Below are 16,128 nucleotides of genomic sequence, written 5' to 3'. Positions count from 1 at the left end.
GGCGGCCGTCGGCCGCCCCCGCGTCGTCAGCGGTGCCGGCTGGGCGAGTCGAACCGGCCGGCGCGGATCTCCCGCAGCGCCCGGCGCCGGACGTCGCCGGACAGGGTGTCGACGTAGAGGCGTCCGCGCAGGTGGTCGGTCTCGTGCTGCAACGCGCGGGCCAGGAAGCCGCTGCCGGAGATGGTCAGCGGCTCGCCATGCCGGTCGAAGCCGTGCACGGTGGCGTGCATCGCCCGCCGGGTCGGGAAGTACAGCCCGGGGATGGACAGGCAGCCCTCGTCGTCGTCCTGCGTCTCGTCGGACAGCTCGATGCGCGGGTTGATCATGTGTCCGCGGTGGCCGTCGGCGTCGTAGACGAACACCTGGGCGCTCACGCCGATCTGCGGCGCGGCCACGCCGGCCCGGCCGGGCGCGCCCAGCAGGGTGTCCATCAGGTCGTCGACCAGGTGCTGCAACTCGGCGTCGAAGCTGGTCACCGGCTCGCAGGCGGTGCGCAGGACGGGATCACCGATGATCCTGATGGGGCGTACGGTCATGCCGGAAAGGCTATCCGTGCGTCACGGCCGGCGGTGGCGCACCCCGGTCAGCGCTCGCCGACCAGGACGGCGACGCCGTCGAGGATGCGCGCCAGGCCGAACTCGAAGGCCCGGACGGGGTCGCCAGCCGCCTGGTACTCCTGCCCGGCGGCGGTGCCCACCCGGGCGGCGGTGGGGAACCGCTGCGGGTCCATCACCTTCTCCAGGTACGGCGCGTGCGCCCGCCACCACTGCTCGTCGGTCATGCCGGTGCGCTGCGCCGCCTGGGCGGCCTCCACCGCGCCGCGCACCGCGCCGTGGACGTACCCGTCGACGAGGGTGACCACGGCGTCCATCTCCAGGTCGGTCAGTCCGATGCCCTCGACCGCGCGCAGTTCGTACTCGTACTTGGCGGTGACGTTGGGGCCCAGGGGTGGGCGGGTGGTGGCGACCTGCAGCAGCCAGGGGTGGCGCAGGTAGAGCGCCCAGTTCTCCCGGGCGATCTGCTCCAGCCGGCCGCGCCAGCCGCCGGGGACCTCGGCGGGGCGGGCGGTCTCGCCGTAGACGGTGTCGAGCATGACGTCGAGCAGTTCGCCCTTGCCGGGCACGTGGGTGTAGAGCGACATGGTGCCGACGCCCAGGCGTTCGGCGACCCGGCGCATGGACAGCGCGGCCAGTCCCTCGGTGTCGGCCACCTCGATGGCGGCCCGCACGATCCGGTCCACGCTCAGGTCGCCGCCCCGGCGGCTGGCCTTCTCGCTGGTGCGCCAGAGCAGGGCGAGGCTGCGCGCGGGGTCCCCGGTGCCGCTGTACTCGACGCTCATGCCGCCACCCTACCGACCCCCGTACCGTATGGTGTACGGTACGGCGCACGGCAACGGGGAGAGGGGCGTGCCCATGCGACGCGACGAACCGGCCATCGAGGTCGAAGGACTCCGCAAACGCTACGGCGACACCGAGGCCCTCGCCGGGGTCGACCTAGACGTGGCCGGCGGCACGGTCTGCGCGGTCCTCGGGCCCAACGGCGCCGGCAAGACCACCCTGGTGCGGATCCTGACCACCCTGCTGCGCCCCGACGCCGGCACCGCCCGGGTGGCCGGCCACGACGTGCGCCGGCACGCCGACCGGGTCCGCGCCCACATCGGGCTGGTCGGCCAGCAGACCGCCGTCGACGAGGTGCTCGGCGGCCGGCAGAACCTGGTGCTCTTCGGCCGGCTGCACCACCTCTCCCCCGCCCGGGCCCGCGCCCGCGCCGACGAGCTGCTGGCCCGCTTCGGCCTCGCCGACGCCGGTCACAAGCCGGTCGGGGCGTACTCCGGGGGGATGCGCCGCCGGCTGGACCTGGCCGCCGCGCTGATCCTCGACCCGCCCGTGCTGTTCCTCGACGAACCCACCACCGGCCTCGACCCGCGCGCCCGCGGCGACGTCCGCGACGCCGTCCGCGGGCTCGTCGCCGCCGGCACCACCGTCCTGCTCACCACCCAGTACCTGGAGGAGGCCGACCAGTTGGCCGACACGATCAGGGTCGTCGACCACGGCCGCATCATCGCCGCCGGCAGCCCCGACGAACTCAAGTCCGACCTCGGTGGCGACCGGGTCGACGTGGTGCTGCACCATTCCGGCGAGCTGGCCCGCGCCGCCGAGGTCATCGGCGCGGCCGCCGCCACCGCACCGCGCGTCGCCCCGGACGAGCTGCGGGTCAGCGTCACCACCACCGACCGGGTGGGCACCCTCGCGGCCGTGCTGCGCGCCCTGGCCGACGCACGGCTGGAGGCCGCCGACGTGGCCGTGCGCCGACCCACCCTCGACGAGGTGTTCCTGCACCTCACCGCCGATCGGGACGAGGTGAGCGCGTGAGCACGCCGACCCTGGCGCTGCGGCGGGCCCGCTGGGCGGTCACCGACGCGGCCACCCTGACCGGGCGGGCCCTGGCCCACTGGACGCGGCAACCCGCCCCGGTGATCGTCGCCCTGCTCTTCCCCGTGCTGCTGGTGCTGATGTTCGGCTACCTGCTCGGCGGGGCGATGGCGGTGCCCGGCGGCGGGGACTACAAGGAGTTCCTGCTGCCCGGCATGTTCGCCATGACCATGCTCTTCGGGGTGGAGAGCACCTACACGGCGGTGGCCACCGATGCCGCCCGCGGCGTCACCGACCGGTTCCGCTCACTGCCGATGGCCCGCTCGGCGGTGGTCACCGGGCGGGCCGTCGCCGACCTGCTGCACGCCGTCGTCGCGCTGGCCGTCATGCTCGGCTGTGGCGCGCTGGTCGGCTGGCAGTGGCACCTCGGCGCCGGCCGGGCCGTCGCCGCCGTCGGACTCCTGCTGCTGCTGCGCGCCGCGATGATCGTCCTCGGCATCCACCTGGCGCTGCTGCTGCGCGCACCGGAGTCGGTGGCGGTACTGCAGATCCTGGTCTGGCCGCTGGGCTTCGCCTCCAACGTCTTCGTCGCCCCGGACACCATGCCCGGCTGGCTGGCCGCCGTCGCCCGGTGGAACCCGCTGTCGGCCACCGCGGCGGCCTGCCGGGAGCTGTTCGGCAACCCCGGCTGGGGCGGCGAGTCCTTCGCCGCGCAGCACGCCGTCGCCCTGGCGGCCGCCTGGCCGCTGCTGCTGATCGCCGTCTGCGCACCGCTGGCCGTGCACCGCTACCGGAACCTGAGCAGATGAGCGCCGTCGTGACCGGGACCGACCGCCCCGACCCTGGGTACGCCGGACGGCCCGGTGGCGGTCAGCCTGCCGTTCCTGCCGCGGACCCCGGCGTGGTCGTGGACCCGCTGCCGCGACGGATCGCGCTCGCCGCCGCCCGCGAGGTCGAGGGGCCGTGCGGGACGCTGTAGAGCTGATGACGCCAACGGATCAGCTGGTCGGGACATCGGCGTGAGTCGCTTACGTCATCAGCTCTACAGCGTGCGGAATGCCTCCTCGGACGGCGACAGCAGCCCTGTCTGTGCGCGCGAGCCGAGTGAGGTCAGCCGGTGGCGAGCAGGGCGCGTACCGGGGCGGCCTTGGCCGCCGCCTCGGCGACCTCGGCGTCCGGGTCGCTGTCCCAGGTGATGCCCCCGCCGGCCCAGACGTGCAGCCGGTCGGCGTCGGCGGCCACGGTGCGGATGGTCAGGCCCAGGTCGAGGCGGCCCGGGCCGACCCAGCCGAGCGCCCCCATGCTGGCGCCGCGCCCGACGGGTTCCAGGGCGGCGATCCGGGCCAGGGCGGCGAGCTTCGGGGCGCCGGTGACCGACCCGCCGGGGCAGGTCGCGCGCAGCAGGTCGGCCAGGCCCAGCCCGTCGGCCACCGCCGCGGACACGGTCGACTCGGCCTGCCACAGGTCGCACCAGCGGCGCACCGCGAACAGCTCGTCCACCCGTACCGAGCCGGTGCGCGCCACCCGGGCCAGGTCGTTGCGTTCCAGGTCGACGATCATCACGTGCTCGGCGCGTTCCTTGGCCGAGGCGAGCAGGTCGCGGCGCCCGGCGGCGGTGGCCGGGCGGGTGCCCTTGATCGGTCGGGTGATCACCCGGCCGTCGGTCACCTCGACCAGGGTCTCCGGGGAGGCGCAGCCGATCGCCCAGCCGTCGCCGTGCAGGGTGCCGCCGTAGCGGGCGCCGGGCAGTGCGCCGAGCCGGGACAGCGCCGGTCGCGGGTCGCCGAGGTAGCGGGCGGCGGCGTGCCCGACGACGTTGACCTGGTACACGTCGCCGCGGGCGATGGCGGCGCGGACCGCGGTGACGGCGCCGGCGTGCTGCCGGGGGGTCCAGCTCTCCCGCCAGTCGCCCAGCCACCAGCCGGGACCGGGCCGTGCCGCGCGTGGCGGTGTGGCCGGGGACGGGTGGTGACCGTAAACGACCACGGCGAGCTCCGGCAGGGCCGGCGCCGGGGTGGCCGCGCCGGGTGCAGCGCCGATCATGCGGGCGCCGGCGGCGGCGGAGACGTACAGGGCGGCGCCGCAGACGCCGGTCGGCTGGTGGGTGGCGGGCCGGGCCAGGTCGGTCAGGTCGAGCCCGTGCGCGGCGAGGAACTGCTCGGCCAGCGTGGCCGGGTCGCCGCCGTCGGCGGGGCGCCACTCGTACCGGGCGCGCTCCACGAGCAGGCCGCGGCACGACGGCGGCGCGCCGGGTACGTCGATCAGCGGTAGTGGGAGCGTTTCCACACCGGTCGGCCCATTCTTCCTCATCCGTTCAGTGGATTTCCGGCGAACATGACGGATGCCTGCTCGATTCCGCGCGCTCCACCTTGGTACTGTGCGTCACTGGTCATGTGAACCATGACACAGTGCCCCCACAGTCCGGAGAACCCGATGTGCCAGCACCAACCCACCTGCCCCTCCGCTGAGGCGACCGACCGCGAAGCCGCCCGCGTCATCGCCTGCTTCCGTGAGCAGGGCTGGAGCCTGCTCTGCAACGGTGTCATCGTCTTCGAGGACACCGGCGAACTGCTCCCCGACGGCAGCACCATCGCCCCGCACCGCGGGCCCGCCCGCCACGCTCTCGTCGCCTGATTCGACCACGCTCCGTCACAGGAGCAGGTCAACGGCACCAGGCTAGTCCCCCGGCCCGGGACCGCCCTCCCCAGGACCCACCGGCCGGGGCGGCACGACGTCCGCCCCGGCGCAGCGTACGGGTCACTCCTCGAAGGCCTCCGGCGACGGGCACGAGCAGACCAGGTTCCGGTCGCCGTACGCCCCGTCGATCCGCCGCACCGGCGGCCAGTACTTGCCCGCCCGGTCCACCCCGGCCGGGTACGCCCCCACCGACCGCGGGTACGGGTGCGGCCACGAGTCCCCGGCGACCATCGCCGCGGTGTGCGGGGCGTTGGCGAGCGGGTTGTCCCCCGCCGGCCACTCCCCGGCGCCCACGTTGTCGATCTCCGCGCGGATGGCGATCATCGCGTCGCAGAACCGGTCCAGCTCGGCCAGGTCCTCGCTCTCGGTCGGCTCCACCATCAGCGTCCCCGCCACCGGGAACGACATCGTCGGGGCGTGGAAGCCGTAGTCGATCAGCCGCTTGGCCACGTCGTCCACACTCACCCCGGTCGACTTCGTCAGCGGCCGCAGGTCCAGGATGCACTCGTGCGCCACCAGGCCCTTGTTGCCGGCGTACAGCACCGGGAAGTGGTTGCGCAGCCGCGCCGCCACGTAGTTCGCCGCCAGCACCGCCACCCCGGTCGCCCGGGTCAGCCCCTCGGCGCCCATCATCCGCAGGTACGCCCACGGGATCGGCAGGATCCCCGCCGAGCCGTACTTCGCGGCCGAGATCGCCGGCCGGCTGTCGACGTGCGCGCCCAGCGGGTCGCCCGGCAGGAACGGCGCCAGGTGCGCCCGCACCGCCACCGGACCCACGCCGGGGCCACCGCCGCCGTGCGGGATGCAGAACGTCTTGTGCAGGTTCAGGTGCGAGACGTCCGCCCCGAACTTGCCGGGCTTGGCGAACCCGACCAGGGCGTTGAGGTTCGCCCCGTCGACGTACACCTGGCCGCCGGCGTCGTGCACCTTCGCGCACAGCGACGCGATGCCCGTCTCGTACACGCCGTGCGTCGACGGGTACGTCACCATGATCGCCGCCAGGGCGTCCCGGTGCTTGTCGATCTTCGCGTCGAGGTCGACCAGGTCGACGTTGCCGTCCGCGTCGCAGGCCACCACGACCACCCGCATCCCGGCCATCACCGCGCTCGCCGCGTTGGTGCCGTGCGCCGACGACGGGATCAGGCACACGTCCCGGTGCCCCTCGCCCCGCGAGGCGTGGTAGGACCGGATGGCCAGCAGCCCCGCCAGCTCACCCTGCGAGCCGGCGTTGGGCTGCACGCTGACCGCGTCGTAGCCGGTCACCTCCGCCAGCCACGACTCCAGCTGGCCGATCATTTCCCGGTAGCCGGCGGTCTGCGCGTCCGGCGCGAACGGGTGCACGTGCGCGAACTCCGGCCAGGTGATCGCCTCCATCTCGGTGGTGGCGTTCAGCTTCATCGTGCACGAGCCCAGCGGGATCATGCCCCGGTCCAGGGCGTAGTCGAAGTCCGACAGCCGCCGCAGGTAGCGCAACATCGCCGTCTCGGAGTGGTGGGTGCGGAACACCGGGTGGGTGAGGAAGTCACCGGTGCGGGCCAGGCCCGACGGCAGCGCCGCGTCGACGTCACCGCCGACCCCGGCCACGCCGAACGCCGCCCACACCGCGGCCAGATGCTCGGCGGTGGTGGTCTCGTCGCAGGAGATCCCCACCCGGTCGGCGTCGACCAGCCGCAGGTTGACCCGCCGCTCGGCGGCCGCCGCGACCACCTCGGCCGCCCGGCCCGGCACGGTCGCGGTGACGGTGTCGAAGAACGCGACGTCTTCGACCGGCACCCCGCCGGCACGCAGCCCGGCCGCGAGCCGCGCCGCCATGTCATGGGTACGCCGGGCGATCTCCCGCAGCCCGTCCGGGCCGTGGTACACGGCGTACATGCCGGCCATCACCGCCAGCAGCACCTGCGCGGTGCAGATGTTGCTGGTCGCCTTCTCCCGCCGGATGTGCTGCTCGCGGGTCTGCAACGCCAGCCGGTACGCCGGGTTGCCGTCCGCGTCGCGGGACACGCCGACCAGCCGGCCCGGCAGCATCCGCTCCAGACCCGAGCGGACGGCCAGGTAGCCGGCGTGCGGCCCGCCGAAGCCCATCGGCACCCCGAACCGCTGGGTGGTGCCCGCGGCGATGTCCACGCCGATCTCCCCCGGCGGGCGCAGCAGCGTCAACGCCAGCAGGTCCGCCGCGACGGTGACCAGCGCCCCCACCGCGTGCGCCGCCGCCACCAGGTCGGCGTGGTCCCGGACCGCGCCGGACGCGCCCGGGTACTGCAGGTGCAGGCCGAAGAACTCCCCCGGCAGCTCGTCGCGCTCGACGTCGAGCACGCGCACCTCGATGCCCAGCGGCTCGGCGCGGCTGGTGATCACCGCGATGGTCTGCGGCAGGGTGTCGGCGTCGACGACGTACACCGGGCTCTTGCTCTTCGACGCGCGGCGGGCGAGGGTCATCGCCTCGGCCGCGGCGGTGCCCTCGTCGAGCATCGAGGCGTTCGCGGTGGCCAGCCCGGTCAGGTCGGTGACCATGGTCTGGAAGTTCAGCAGCGCCTCCAGCCGGCCCTGGCTGATCTCCGGCTGGTACGGCGTGTACGCCGTGTACCAGGCCGGGTCCTCCAGCACGTTGCGGCGGATCACGGCGGGGGTGTGGGTGCCGTGGTAGCCCAGGCCGATCATCGACACCGCGACGGTGTTGCGGGCGGCCAGGGCGCGCAGCTCGGCGATCGCCTCCCGCTCGCTGGCCGGGTCGGGCAGGTCCAGGGTGCCGTGCCAGCGGATCACCTCGGGGATCGCCGCGTCCATCAGCTCGTCGATCGAGCCGTAGCCGACGGCCTCCAACATCCGGCGCTCGTCACCCGGATCGGGGCCGATGTGCCGGTCGGCGAACTTCTCTACGGTCATTGCGCGGCGCTCCTGCGGGGGCGAGGTCGACAGGTCGGCCTCCCCCTGAGTCGCACCCGAGGGCGCTCCACAGTGCCTGCCCCCGCGGTCCTTTTGCCTGAGAGGTTCCGGGGAGGATATGCCCCTTCGGCGCCGCCCAAGCGCTGTTTGGGCGGTCTCTCCCGCGTGGGTGGTACCGGCATGGTCAACGCTACCAGCGCCGGTGTTTCCGGCAGATGTCGTACCCTCCGCCGCGTCACCGACCGTCCCGCGCGGTCGGCCGGCCGCGGGTCAGAGCGTGGCGGGGGCCGGCACCGCCGGCAGCGCGCCGGCCGCCGGCACCCGCGCCGACACGGCGCCGCAGACCCGGTCGGCCAGCGCGGGCAGCAGCCGCCCCAGCGGCGCGTCGACGGTCAGCGCCGCGTACCCGTCGCCGCGGGTCGGGCCCTGGTTGGCGATCACCACCGGGATGCCCAGCTTCGCCGCCCGCAGCACGAACCGCCGCCCCGACATCACCGTCAACGACGAGCCGAGCACCAGCAGCAGCCGCGCCGCGCCCACCATCGCGAAGCAGTGCGACACCCGCGGCGCCGGGACCGTCTCCCCGAAGAACACCACGTCCGGTTTCAGCATCCCGGTGCCGCAGAACGTGCAGTCGACCGTGCGGAACCCGGCCACCTGCTCGTCGGCGAGCTCCACGTCACCGTCGGGGTTGACCGTCCCGACCGCCGCGTCGAACCCCGGGTTCGCCTCCCGCAGCCGGCGGTCCAACTCCTCCCGCGAGGTGCGGTTGCCGCAGTCCAGGCACACCACCTCGTCGAGGCGGCCGTGCAGCTCCACCACCTGCGGGCTGCCCGCCGCCGTGTGCAGCCCGTCGACGTTCTGGGTGATCACCCCGTCGACCAGCCCGGCGTCCTGCAACCGGGCCACCGCCCGGTGCCCGTCGTTCGGCGCCGCCCGGGCGATCATCCGCCACCCCAGGTGGCTGCGCGCCCAGTACCGCCGCCGCGCCAGCGGGTCCCGGGTAAACGTCTGATAGGTCATCGGGCTGTGCCGGCGGGCCGCGCCGCTGGGCCCCCGGTAGTCGGGGATGCCGGACTCGGTGGACAGCCCCGCCCCGCTCAGCACCACGACACCACCACCGGCGACCAGGCCGGCCAGCGCGTCGATCGTCTCCGTCACCCGTCCATGCTGCCTCAACGCCACCCCGGGCGGCGAGCGTAAGCCGGTGACCCTCGTCGCCGGCGGCTAGGTTGGCAGGTATGCACGTCGTCATCGCCGGAGGCCACGGCAAGATCGCTCTGCTGCTGGAACGGGAACTGGCCGGCCGGGGCGACCGCGCCGTCGGGCTGATCCGCAACCCCGACCACGCCGCCGCGCTGCGGGCCGTCGGCGCTCACCCCGTCCTGGCGGACCTGGAACACGCCGGCGTCGACGAGATCGCCGGGCACCTCACCGGCGCCGACGCCGTGGTCTTCGCCGCCGGCGCCGGCCCCGGCAGCGGCGCCGCCCGCAAGGACACCGTCGACCGGGCCGCCGCCGTCCTGCTCGCCGACGCCGCCCAGGCCGCCGGCGTACGTCGCTACCTGCTCGTCTCCTCCATGGGCGTGGAGGAGACGCCGGCACCCGGCACCGACGAGGTGTGGGCGGCGTACCTGCGCGCGAAGAAGGCCGCCGAGGACGACCTGACCCGCCGCGACCTGGACTGGACGGTGCTGCGACCCGGCCGGCTCACCGACGACGCGCCCACCGGCCGCATCCACCTCGACCGGCGCGTCCCGCGCGGCGCGGTCACCCGCACCGACGTGGCCCGGGTCCTCGTCGCGCTGCTCTACCACCCGAGCAGCGCCGGCCGGATCCTCGAACTCGTCGACGGGGAAACCCCGATCGGCGAGGCCGTCGCCGCAGCCGGGGCGCCGCACCACCCTGCGTGACCGGCATCGGGGAATCTCGACCCGGGCCGGCCGCGCGGCTGATCAGTCGAGGCAGAACTCGTTGCCCTCGGGATCTGCCATCACCAGGTGACCGGCGCCGAGCGGGGGCGCCGGCTCGTGGCGGCTGAGCCGGGTGGCGCCGTGGCCGGCGAGCCGCTCGGCCTCCGCCTCCAGAGCCGCCATCCGCGCGTCGCCCTCGAGCCCGGGGGCGGCCCGCACATCGAGGTGCACGCGGTTCTTGGCCTGCTTGCCCTCCGGCACCCGCTGGAAGAACAGCCGCGGCCCGGACCCCTCCGGGTCGATGACCGCCGAGGCGTCGTTGCGCCGCTCGGGCGGCACGCCCATCGCCTCCAGCGCCTGCTCCCACGACTGGAAACCCCCGGGCGGGTCCTGCAACCGGTAGCCGAGGGCCTCGGCCCAGAAGGCCGCCAACCCGGCCGGGTCGGCGCAGTCGAAAGTGATCTGAACGTCGCGGGCCATCTCAGCTCGCCTCCCGTCGGGTCTGCCGATCAGTGTGCAGGTAGAGGTCGCGGAGCAGGCACACCTCGGCCAGGTGGTGGATCAGCTCGCGGTTGATGTGCAGCACCAATGCTGCCAGCGGATACTCGGCGTACGGTCCCTCCGCCTCCCCGCACGGGCGGGCCAGGCCGGTGTCGCCGAGGGACTCCACCCCGGCCAGCCACGTGGCGTACTCCGTGTCGAGCTGGGCCAGCGCCGCGGCCGCGGTCGGGGCGTACTCGAACGACTGGTAGTCGGTGGGCGCGCGACCGAAGTGCGCGGCGTTGCGCACCGCGAGCACGCCGACGATGACGTGCCCGAGCCGCCAGGCGATCGTCGTGAACGGCGGCGGGTCGGGCTCCGGCATCGCGAAGTCGATCCTCATCGCGCCGGACCCGGCCCGCACCGGTGCGGCGCCGGTGCCGGGCGGGCGCACGCTCCAGCCGCCGGCTGCCGGCTCCCAGAAGTACTCGTCGTCGGTGAGCCCGTCGAGGCGCTCGCGCAGCCGGCTGGTCCAGTGCCCGGCGAGCTGGTCCCGGAGCAGGGAGTTCCAGTTCTGGTCGGTCATGGGCCCAGCCTCCCGCAGATAGCGGACAGGATCGTTCCGCGATTCGTGCGACGATGGGCGGGTGAGCGTCGAGGCGACGACCGAGCGGGTGCTGCGGTTGCTGGCGCTGCTGCAGCGGCGGCCGTCCTGGACCGCCGCCGAACTCGCCACCGAGCTGAAGGTCACCGACCGCTCGGTGCGCCGCGACGTGGAGCGACTGCGCGCCCTCGGCTACCCCGTACACGCCACGGCGGGCGTCGGCGGCGGCTACCAGCTCGGCGCGGGCACCCGGCTGCCGCCGCTGCTCCTCGACGACGAGGAGGCGATCGCGACGGCGGTCTCCCTGCGGATGGCGTCGGGCGGCACGGTCGCCGGGGCGGGTGAGGCGGCACTGCGGGCGCTCGCGAAGCTCGACCAGGTGATGCCGGCCCGGCTGCGCGCCGAGGTGCGGGCGGTGCACGGCGCCACCGAGACCCTCGTCGGCCCCGGCGTGCAGATCGACGCGGAGCTGCTGGTGACGCTCGCGCGGGCCTGTCGCGACGCCGTGCGGGTGCGGTTCCGCTACGCCGGGCGCGACGGCGGGGAACGCGAGCGCACGGTCGAGCCGGTGCGGATGGTCACCACCGGCCGCCGCTGGTACCTGATGGCCCGTGACGTCGACCGCGACGACTGGCGCACCTTCCGGCTCGATCGGATGCACGAGCTGGCGGCGACGACCTGGCGCTTCCGGGCGAGGGGGCATCCGGACCCGGTCGCCTACGTGCAGCGGTCCGTGACCGAGGCGCCGTACCGGTATCTCGCCCGGGTACGGGTGCACGCCCGACCCGACCGGGTGCGGGAGCTGGTGCCACCCCAGGTGGGTCGCGTCGAGGACGACCGCGACGGGTGGTGCGTGCTCGTCGTCGGCGGGGACAACCTCGACTGGCTCGCCGCGCAGGTGGCCCGGCTGGGCTTCGAGGCGGAGGTGCTGGAGCCACCGGAGCTGCGCGAGGCCGCCGCCCGGCTCGCTCGCCGCCTCGCGGCGATGGCCGGGACCGGCTGACCGACTCCGGTCAGTCCTGCGCGACAGCTAGCCGCCGAGAACGGCGCGCAACTGGGCGCTCGCCCCGCCGGCCGCCGCCGCGTCGGCCCGCAGCTGCTCCGACTGCGCCGACAGGTGCGCCTGCCACCGGTCCAACTGCTGCTGCGCCGCCGCCACCGCCGCCAGCGCCGCCGCGTGCCGCTCCTCCAACTCGTGCAACCGGCGCTGCACCTCCGGCGACAGCACACCCGCCGGCCCGACCGGCCCGACCGGCCCCGACGTGCTCAGGTCACCGGCGCGCCGGTGCGCCTCGGCGAGGATCTCGTCGGCCTGCCGGCGCGCGTCGGCGATGATCTCCGCCCCCTCGGCGCTGGCCTCACCGATCGTGCGGTTCGCCTCGTCCTGCGCCCGCATCGCCAGCTCCACCGCCATCGGATCCGGCCCCTGCGGGGCGGTGCTCGGCAAGGTGCCGTGCCGCAGCATCTCCACCTGGCTGAGCAGCCCGTGGTTCTCCCGCCGCTGCCGCTCCAACTCGTTGACCAGCAACGCGATCCGGTCGTCCGCCGTACGGATCACCACGGCGACCTCGTCGGCCGACAACCAGTGACTGCCCCGGAACCGCCGCGCCTCCAACATGGACAACTGGCGGGCCAGCTCTCCCTGGTCAGGCATGCCGGGCAGGGCGAGGCGGTCGGAGTGGTCGATGCTCATCGGGCACCTGTCCAGCTGAAGTCGCGCGGGGCGGCGTCATCGGCCTCGGCGAGGGGCGGGTAGAGGGAGTGATCGTAACTCTCGGTCAGGATCTGCTCGGGCTGGACACCCGAGCGGGCCAGAATCGTGATCGTGTCCCGGGTCATCTCCGGGCTCCCACAGACCAGCACCTCCGTGTCGGTCCACGGCCCCAACCGCACCGCCGTGTCGGCGGCCTTGCCGATCGCCCCCTGCCACCCCCACCCGATCTCCACCGTCGGCACGTACCGCAACCAGGTCGAGCCGCCGTTCTGCCACGCCGCCGCCGGGGGCATCGACGCCAACTGCGCCAACGCCTTGTCGTCGTACAGGTCGTCCGGGGTGCGACCCCCCACCACCAGCGTCGTGCGCCGGCCCTTGCCCTGCTGCAACGCCTCCGCCACCGCGCGCAGCGGCGCCAGACCGGTGCCCCCCGCGATCAGCAGCAACGGCAGGTGCGGCGAGCGGTCGTACGACGACAACGCCGTACCCGTGGGATGCCCCAGCAGCAGCCGGTCCCCCGTGCGCAGCTTGCGCACCAGGTGGGTGGAGAACCGACCGGCGGCCCGTACGTGGAACTCGATCGTCCCGTCCGCCCGCGGCGCGTTCGCCGGCGACAGGTACCGCCAGGTCCGCAACTGCGGCACCTGCACCGGCAGCGACTGCCCCGGCAGGTAGGTGCACAAATAGTTCGGACGGACCGTGAACACCGCAATGTCGGAGCGGCGCCGCTCCGCGCCCAGCACCTCCGCCTCCCAGTACGGCGGGGACGTCCGCTCCGCCTCCGCCGCCCCGGCGAGCATCAACTTCGCCACCAGCTCGTACGCCGCCGCCCACTCCGCCTGCAACGCCGGCGTCCAGTGCGGCCCGAGGAACCGCTCCAACGTCGCCAGCAGCGCCTGACCCACCCAGATGTAGTGCCGCTCCCCCAGCACCACCGGGTTGCCCCGCTGGTCCTGGCCGTGGAACCGCCGGTGATCCGCGCCCAGGCGCTGCGCGAACGCGGTCAACGCCGTCGGGTCGTCCAGGTTGGTGATGATGTGGCCCAGCGCCTTGAGGAGCTTGTCCTCCTGGTACTGCATGTTGGTGGGGAACATCGGCCGCGCCTCCGGCGCCACCACGAACAGCGTCGCGTAGAAGTACTTCGCCGCCTCCACACCGGCGGCCGAGAACTGCGTCCAACTCTGGCGCAGCGCCACGTTGTCCATGTCGGTCAGTCCTCCTGCGCGCGGGCCGTGTCGTGACGCTCCCGCAGCGTCGTCTTCACCACGCCACTGGGGTCGTACACCCGGTCCGTCGGCCAGATGTTCGGGTTCGGCACCGCCGTGTCGTAGTAGCGGTGATGCACCGCGTGCAACGCCGCCCACCCGACACTGCCGTTGAGCCACGACCAGTCACCGTGCACCGGCCGCCCCGCCCGCTCCTCCTGCGCGCAGAACTTCATGAACAGCTCCGACTCGGTGTGCGGGTCCGACACCCGCACCCCCGCCAGCCTGAACGAGTGCAGCACCGCCTGGTTGATCACCAACACCGCGTGCTCCCGCCACAGGGTGTCCTCCCGGCTGGTGTCCAACCCCAACCCGGCCGCCACCACCCGCAGCTGGTCGTAGCGTTCCCCGTCGCCCATGTTGCGGGTGCCGATCTCGTCACCCAGGTAGTGGCCGTTGAACGGGGCGCAGCTGTAGTCCACCCCGCCGATGCGCAGCCGCATGTTGCTGATCACCGGCAGGGCGTGCCACCGCAGCATCAGATCCGCGAACCACGGATGCTCCGGATGCGACAGCGCGACCTCCCGCACCAGCTCCCGGGGCACGCCCACCAGCGTCGGCTGTTCCTGCGCCGTCTCGATCACCCACGGCAGCAGGTCGAAGCGGCCCGGCGCCGGCGGTGGCTGCCAACCCAACCGCCGCGCCGCCTCCGTCATCCCCACCTGCGCCGGGTCGCCCAACACCGAACCGTCGTCCCGACGGTGCCCGCAGTAGCGGATCAACTGGTCGTTCCAGATCCGCGCCCGCGGCCCCACCCCCGGCAGGTCCGGCGCGAACACCGTCACCACCGACTGGATCCGGCCGCCGTTGTCCCCCGCCGCCAGGTGCGCCGCCAACTCCTGCGCGATCCCCGCCACCGACGTCACGTGCCGCCGGTCGCGGACCTTCAACCCCGCCCACCGGATCCGCCCCACACAGCGCACCGACTGCCGCCACGCCACCTTCGCCCCGTACACCAGCTCGTCGCGGGTGTGCCGGTACGACCCGGTCAACGTGATCTCCTCGCGGACCTCCGCCAACCGCGCCGCCAGCCCCGGCAGCCGCCGCTCACCGTGGTACAGCTCCAGGAACTCCGCCGCCTCCGCGGCGACGTCCTCCGCGCGCTCCACGGCGGCACCGGCGCCCACCGGCGCCCGCTGCGCCGGCGTCCCGGTGACCGGACAGGAGGGTGCGGCATGGTCGGCGACAGCACTGCCGGCCCGTACGGAGCGGACGCCGACATGGTGGTCAGTGTGCACTTCGGCTCGTTTCCCCGTCCTCTGGCAGGCCACGACGCGACTCTCGCGCCGCCCCCCACACATCAGCTCGGCACCACCCACCGGCCATCACTCACAGTGACGGCCCGGTGCTCTTGGTGATTGCCCTGGACAGGATTCCTGGGAACACCACAACTGTCAACAACACGACTTCAGGGCGCGAGTGTGCACATCGGACAGTCGCCGCGGCCCGGCCTTACCGGCCAACGAAAGCGACACACCGACACCGGACGATGAGGATCGATGCGCCGTGCCGCAGGCGCGCAGCGGCGATCCGCCGCGCGCCGGCACCGGCCGCGACGCCACCTGACGAGGACAGACTCAGCCCGCGCGACGACGCGCCCGACGCGCCGCCAACTCGTCGCCCACCACATCCGACGCCGGCTCGGCGGGCTCCCCGCCACCAGACGTCGCCGGCTCCGCCGGCAGGTGCGACAACGACCCCTGAATCTCCTTGAACGCGCCACCGATCGCGATGCCGAACACGCCCTGGCCGCCCTGCAACAGGTCGACCACCTCCTCCGGCGACCGGCACTCGTACACGGTCGTGCCGTCCGAGATCAGGGTGATCCCCGCCAGGTCCTCCACGCCGCGCGACCGCAACGCCTCGATCGCCTTGCGGATGTTCTGCAGGGACACGCCGGCGTCCAGCAACCGCTTCACGACCTTCAACACCACCAGGTCGCGGAACGAGTACAACCGCTGCGTCCCCGACCCCGACGCGTCGCGCACACTCGGCACCACCAGCGCCGTCCGCGCCCAGTAGTCCAACTGCCGGTAGCTGATCCCCACCGCGTGGCAGGCCGTCACACCCCGGTAACCAACCGAACCGTCACCGTCCGTGCCCACCGGCGACGACACCACACCCGGCTCGCCCCGCTCCACACCTGGCTCAGGATCCCGCGGCTCGTGCATCCCGACAACCTCCCCGTCAGTGCGGTGAC

17 protein-coding genes and 1 riboswitch are annotated in these 16,128 nt (G+C 73.9%); of the genes, 6 read left to right on the top strand and 11 right to left on the bottom strand.

All coding sequences use genetic code 11. The features are described 5' to 3' along the window. Positions 1–26: 26 nt before the first annotated feature. Together def and GA0074696_RS17870 are read right to left on the bottom strand one after the other, a co-directional pair. Positions 27–536, bottom strand: a complete 510-nt coding sequence (gene def, locus GA0074696_RS17875) for a peptide deformylase (RefSeq protein WP_088962153.1) — start codon at positions 534–536, stop codon at positions 27–29. Between the two features lie 47 nt (positions 537–583). Beyond that, a complete protein-coding gene (locus GA0074696_RS17870; RefSeq protein ID WP_088962152.1) occupies positions 584–1,339 on the bottom strand; it encodes a TetR/AcrR family transcriptional regulator in 756 nt (251 codons plus the stop codon). A gap of 73 nt (positions 1,340–1,412) precedes the next feature. On the opposite strand from GA0074696_RS17870, the gene GA0074696_RS17865 reads away from it, so the two are divergent. Genes GA0074696_RS17865 through GA0074696_RS30840 form a run of 3 tightly spaced genes read left to right on the top strand, consistent with a single transcriptional unit; the run spans position 1,413 to position 3,351 of the window. Continuing rightward, positions 1,413–2,372 carry an ATP-binding cassette domain-containing protein gene (locus GA0074696_RS17865; RefSeq protein WP_088964651.1) on the top strand — a complete coding sequence of 320 codons (960 nt, stop codon included), beginning with the start codon at positions 1,413–1,415 and terminating at the stop codon, positions 2,370–2,372. After that, a complete protein-coding gene (locus tag GA0074696_RS17860) occupies positions 2,369–3,181 on the top strand; it encodes an ABC transporter permease (protein WP_231925055.1) in 813 nt (270 codons plus the stop codon). Before GA0074696_RS17865 ends, GA0074696_RS17860 begins: the two co-directional genes overlap by 4 nt. Next, entirely contained in the window at positions 3,178–3,351 is a 174-nt protein-coding gene (locus GA0074696_RS30840; RefSeq protein WP_157746000.1) for a hypothetical protein, read from the top strand. The genes GA0074696_RS17860 and GA0074696_RS30840 overlap by 4 nt, the downstream gene beginning before the upstream one ends. Before the next feature lie 131 nt (positions 3,352–3,482). Here the strand turns inward: GA0074696_RS30840 and GA0074696_RS17855 are convergent, their stop codons facing one another. Further along, a complete protein-coding gene (locus GA0074696_RS17855; protein WP_088962151.1) occupies positions 3,483–4,682 on the bottom strand; it encodes a chorismate-binding protein in 1,200 nt (399 codons plus the stop codon). 123 nt (positions 4,683–4,805) lie between these two features. On the opposite strand from GA0074696_RS17855, the gene GA0074696_RS17850 reads away from it, so the two are divergent. Further along, positions 4,806–5,006 carry a DUF5999 family protein gene (locus GA0074696_RS17850; RefSeq protein ID WP_088962150.1) on the top strand — a complete coding sequence of 67 codons (201 nt, stop codon included), beginning with the start codon at positions 4,806–4,808 and terminating at the stop codon, positions 5,004–5,006. Between the two features lie 123 nt (positions 5,007–5,129). Here the strand turns inward: GA0074696_RS17850 and gcvP are convergent, their stop codons facing one another. Further along, positions 5,130–7,952 (bottom strand): aminomethyl-transferring glycine dehydrogenase, encoded by a 2,823-nt coding sequence (gcvP, locus tag GA0074696_RS17845; protein WP_088962149.1) that lies wholly within the window; start codon positions 7,950–7,952, stop codon positions 5,130–5,132. 75 nt (positions 7,953–8,027) lie between these two features. Beyond that, positions 8,028–8,126, bottom strand: a riboswitch (glycine riboswitch). A gap of 96 nt (positions 8,127–8,222) precedes the next feature. Then, a complete protein-coding gene (locus tag GA0074696_RS17840; protein WP_088962148.1) occupies positions 8,223–9,113 on the bottom strand; it encodes an NAD-dependent protein deacetylase in 891 nt (296 codons plus the stop codon). 80 nt (positions 9,114–9,193) lie between these two features. Between GA0074696_RS17840 and GA0074696_RS17835 the strand changes: the two genes are divergently transcribed. Next, positions 9,194–9,865, top strand: coding sequence for an NAD(P)H-binding protein (locus tag GA0074696_RS17835; RefSeq protein ID WP_088962147.1), 672 nt, complete (start codon positions 9,194–9,196; stop codon positions 9,863–9,865). A 42-nt stretch (positions 9,866–9,907) separates the two neighbouring features. Here GA0074696_RS17835 and GA0074696_RS17830 read toward each other — a convergent pair whose 3' ends face one another. Together GA0074696_RS17830 and GA0074696_RS17825 are read right to left on the bottom strand one after the other, a co-directional pair. Next, entirely contained in the window at positions 9,908–10,345 is a 438-nt protein-coding gene (locus tag GA0074696_RS17830; protein WP_088962146.1) for a VOC family protein, read from the bottom strand. 1 nt (position 10,346) lies between these two features. After that, a complete protein-coding gene (locus tag GA0074696_RS17825) occupies positions 10,347–10,931 on the bottom strand; it encodes a DinB family protein (protein ID WP_088962145.1) in 585 nt (194 codons plus the stop codon). Between the two features lie 61 nt (positions 10,932–10,992). Here GA0074696_RS17825 and GA0074696_RS17820 point away from each other — a divergent pair, with 61 nt between their 5' ends. Then, on the top strand, positions 10,993–11,952 hold the full coding sequence (locus GA0074696_RS17820) for a helix-turn-helix transcriptional regulator (protein WP_088962144.1): 960 nt from the start codon (positions 10,993–10,995) through the stop codon (positions 11,950–11,952). Between the two features lie 27 nt (positions 11,953–11,979). Here the strand turns inward: GA0074696_RS17820 and GA0074696_RS17815 are convergent, their stop codons facing one another. The 4 genes from GA0074696_RS17815 to GA0074696_RS17800 all read right to left on the bottom strand — a co-directional run bounded on the left by GA0074696_RS17815 (position 11,980) and on the right by GA0074696_RS17800 (position 16,099). Then, a complete protein-coding gene (locus GA0074696_RS17815) occupies positions 11,980–12,642 on the bottom strand; it encodes a DivIVA domain-containing protein (protein WP_088962143.1) in 663 nt (220 codons plus the stop codon). After that, on the bottom strand, positions 12,639–13,868 hold the full coding sequence (locus GA0074696_RS17810) for a globin domain-containing protein (protein ID WP_088962142.1): 1,230 nt from the start codon (positions 13,866–13,868) through the stop codon (positions 12,639–12,641). The genes GA0074696_RS17815 and GA0074696_RS17810 overlap by 4 nt, the downstream gene beginning before the upstream one ends. 5 nt (positions 13,869–13,873) lie before the next feature. Continuing rightward, positions 13,874–15,055, bottom strand: a complete 1,182-nt coding sequence (locus GA0074696_RS17805; RefSeq protein WP_088962141.1) for a nitric oxide synthase oxygenase — start codon at positions 15,053–15,055, stop codon at positions 13,874–13,876. 450 nt (positions 15,056–15,505) lie between these two features. Further along, positions 15,506–16,099 (bottom strand): MerR family transcriptional regulator, encoded by a 594-nt coding sequence (locus GA0074696_RS17800; protein WP_172894319.1) that lies wholly within the window; start codon positions 16,097–16,099, stop codon positions 15,506–15,508. Between the last annotated feature and the right edge of the window lie 29 nt (positions 16,100–16,128).

Source organism: Micromonospora purpureochromogenes (assembly GCF_900091515.1).
Taxonomy (GTDB): Bacteria; Actinomycetota; Actinomycetes; order Mycobacteriales; family Micromonosporaceae; genus Micromonospora; species Micromonospora purpureochromogenes.
The sequence above is the reverse complement of the archived record's forward strand: the minus strand, read 5'-3'. Positions and strand labels throughout refer to the sequence as shown.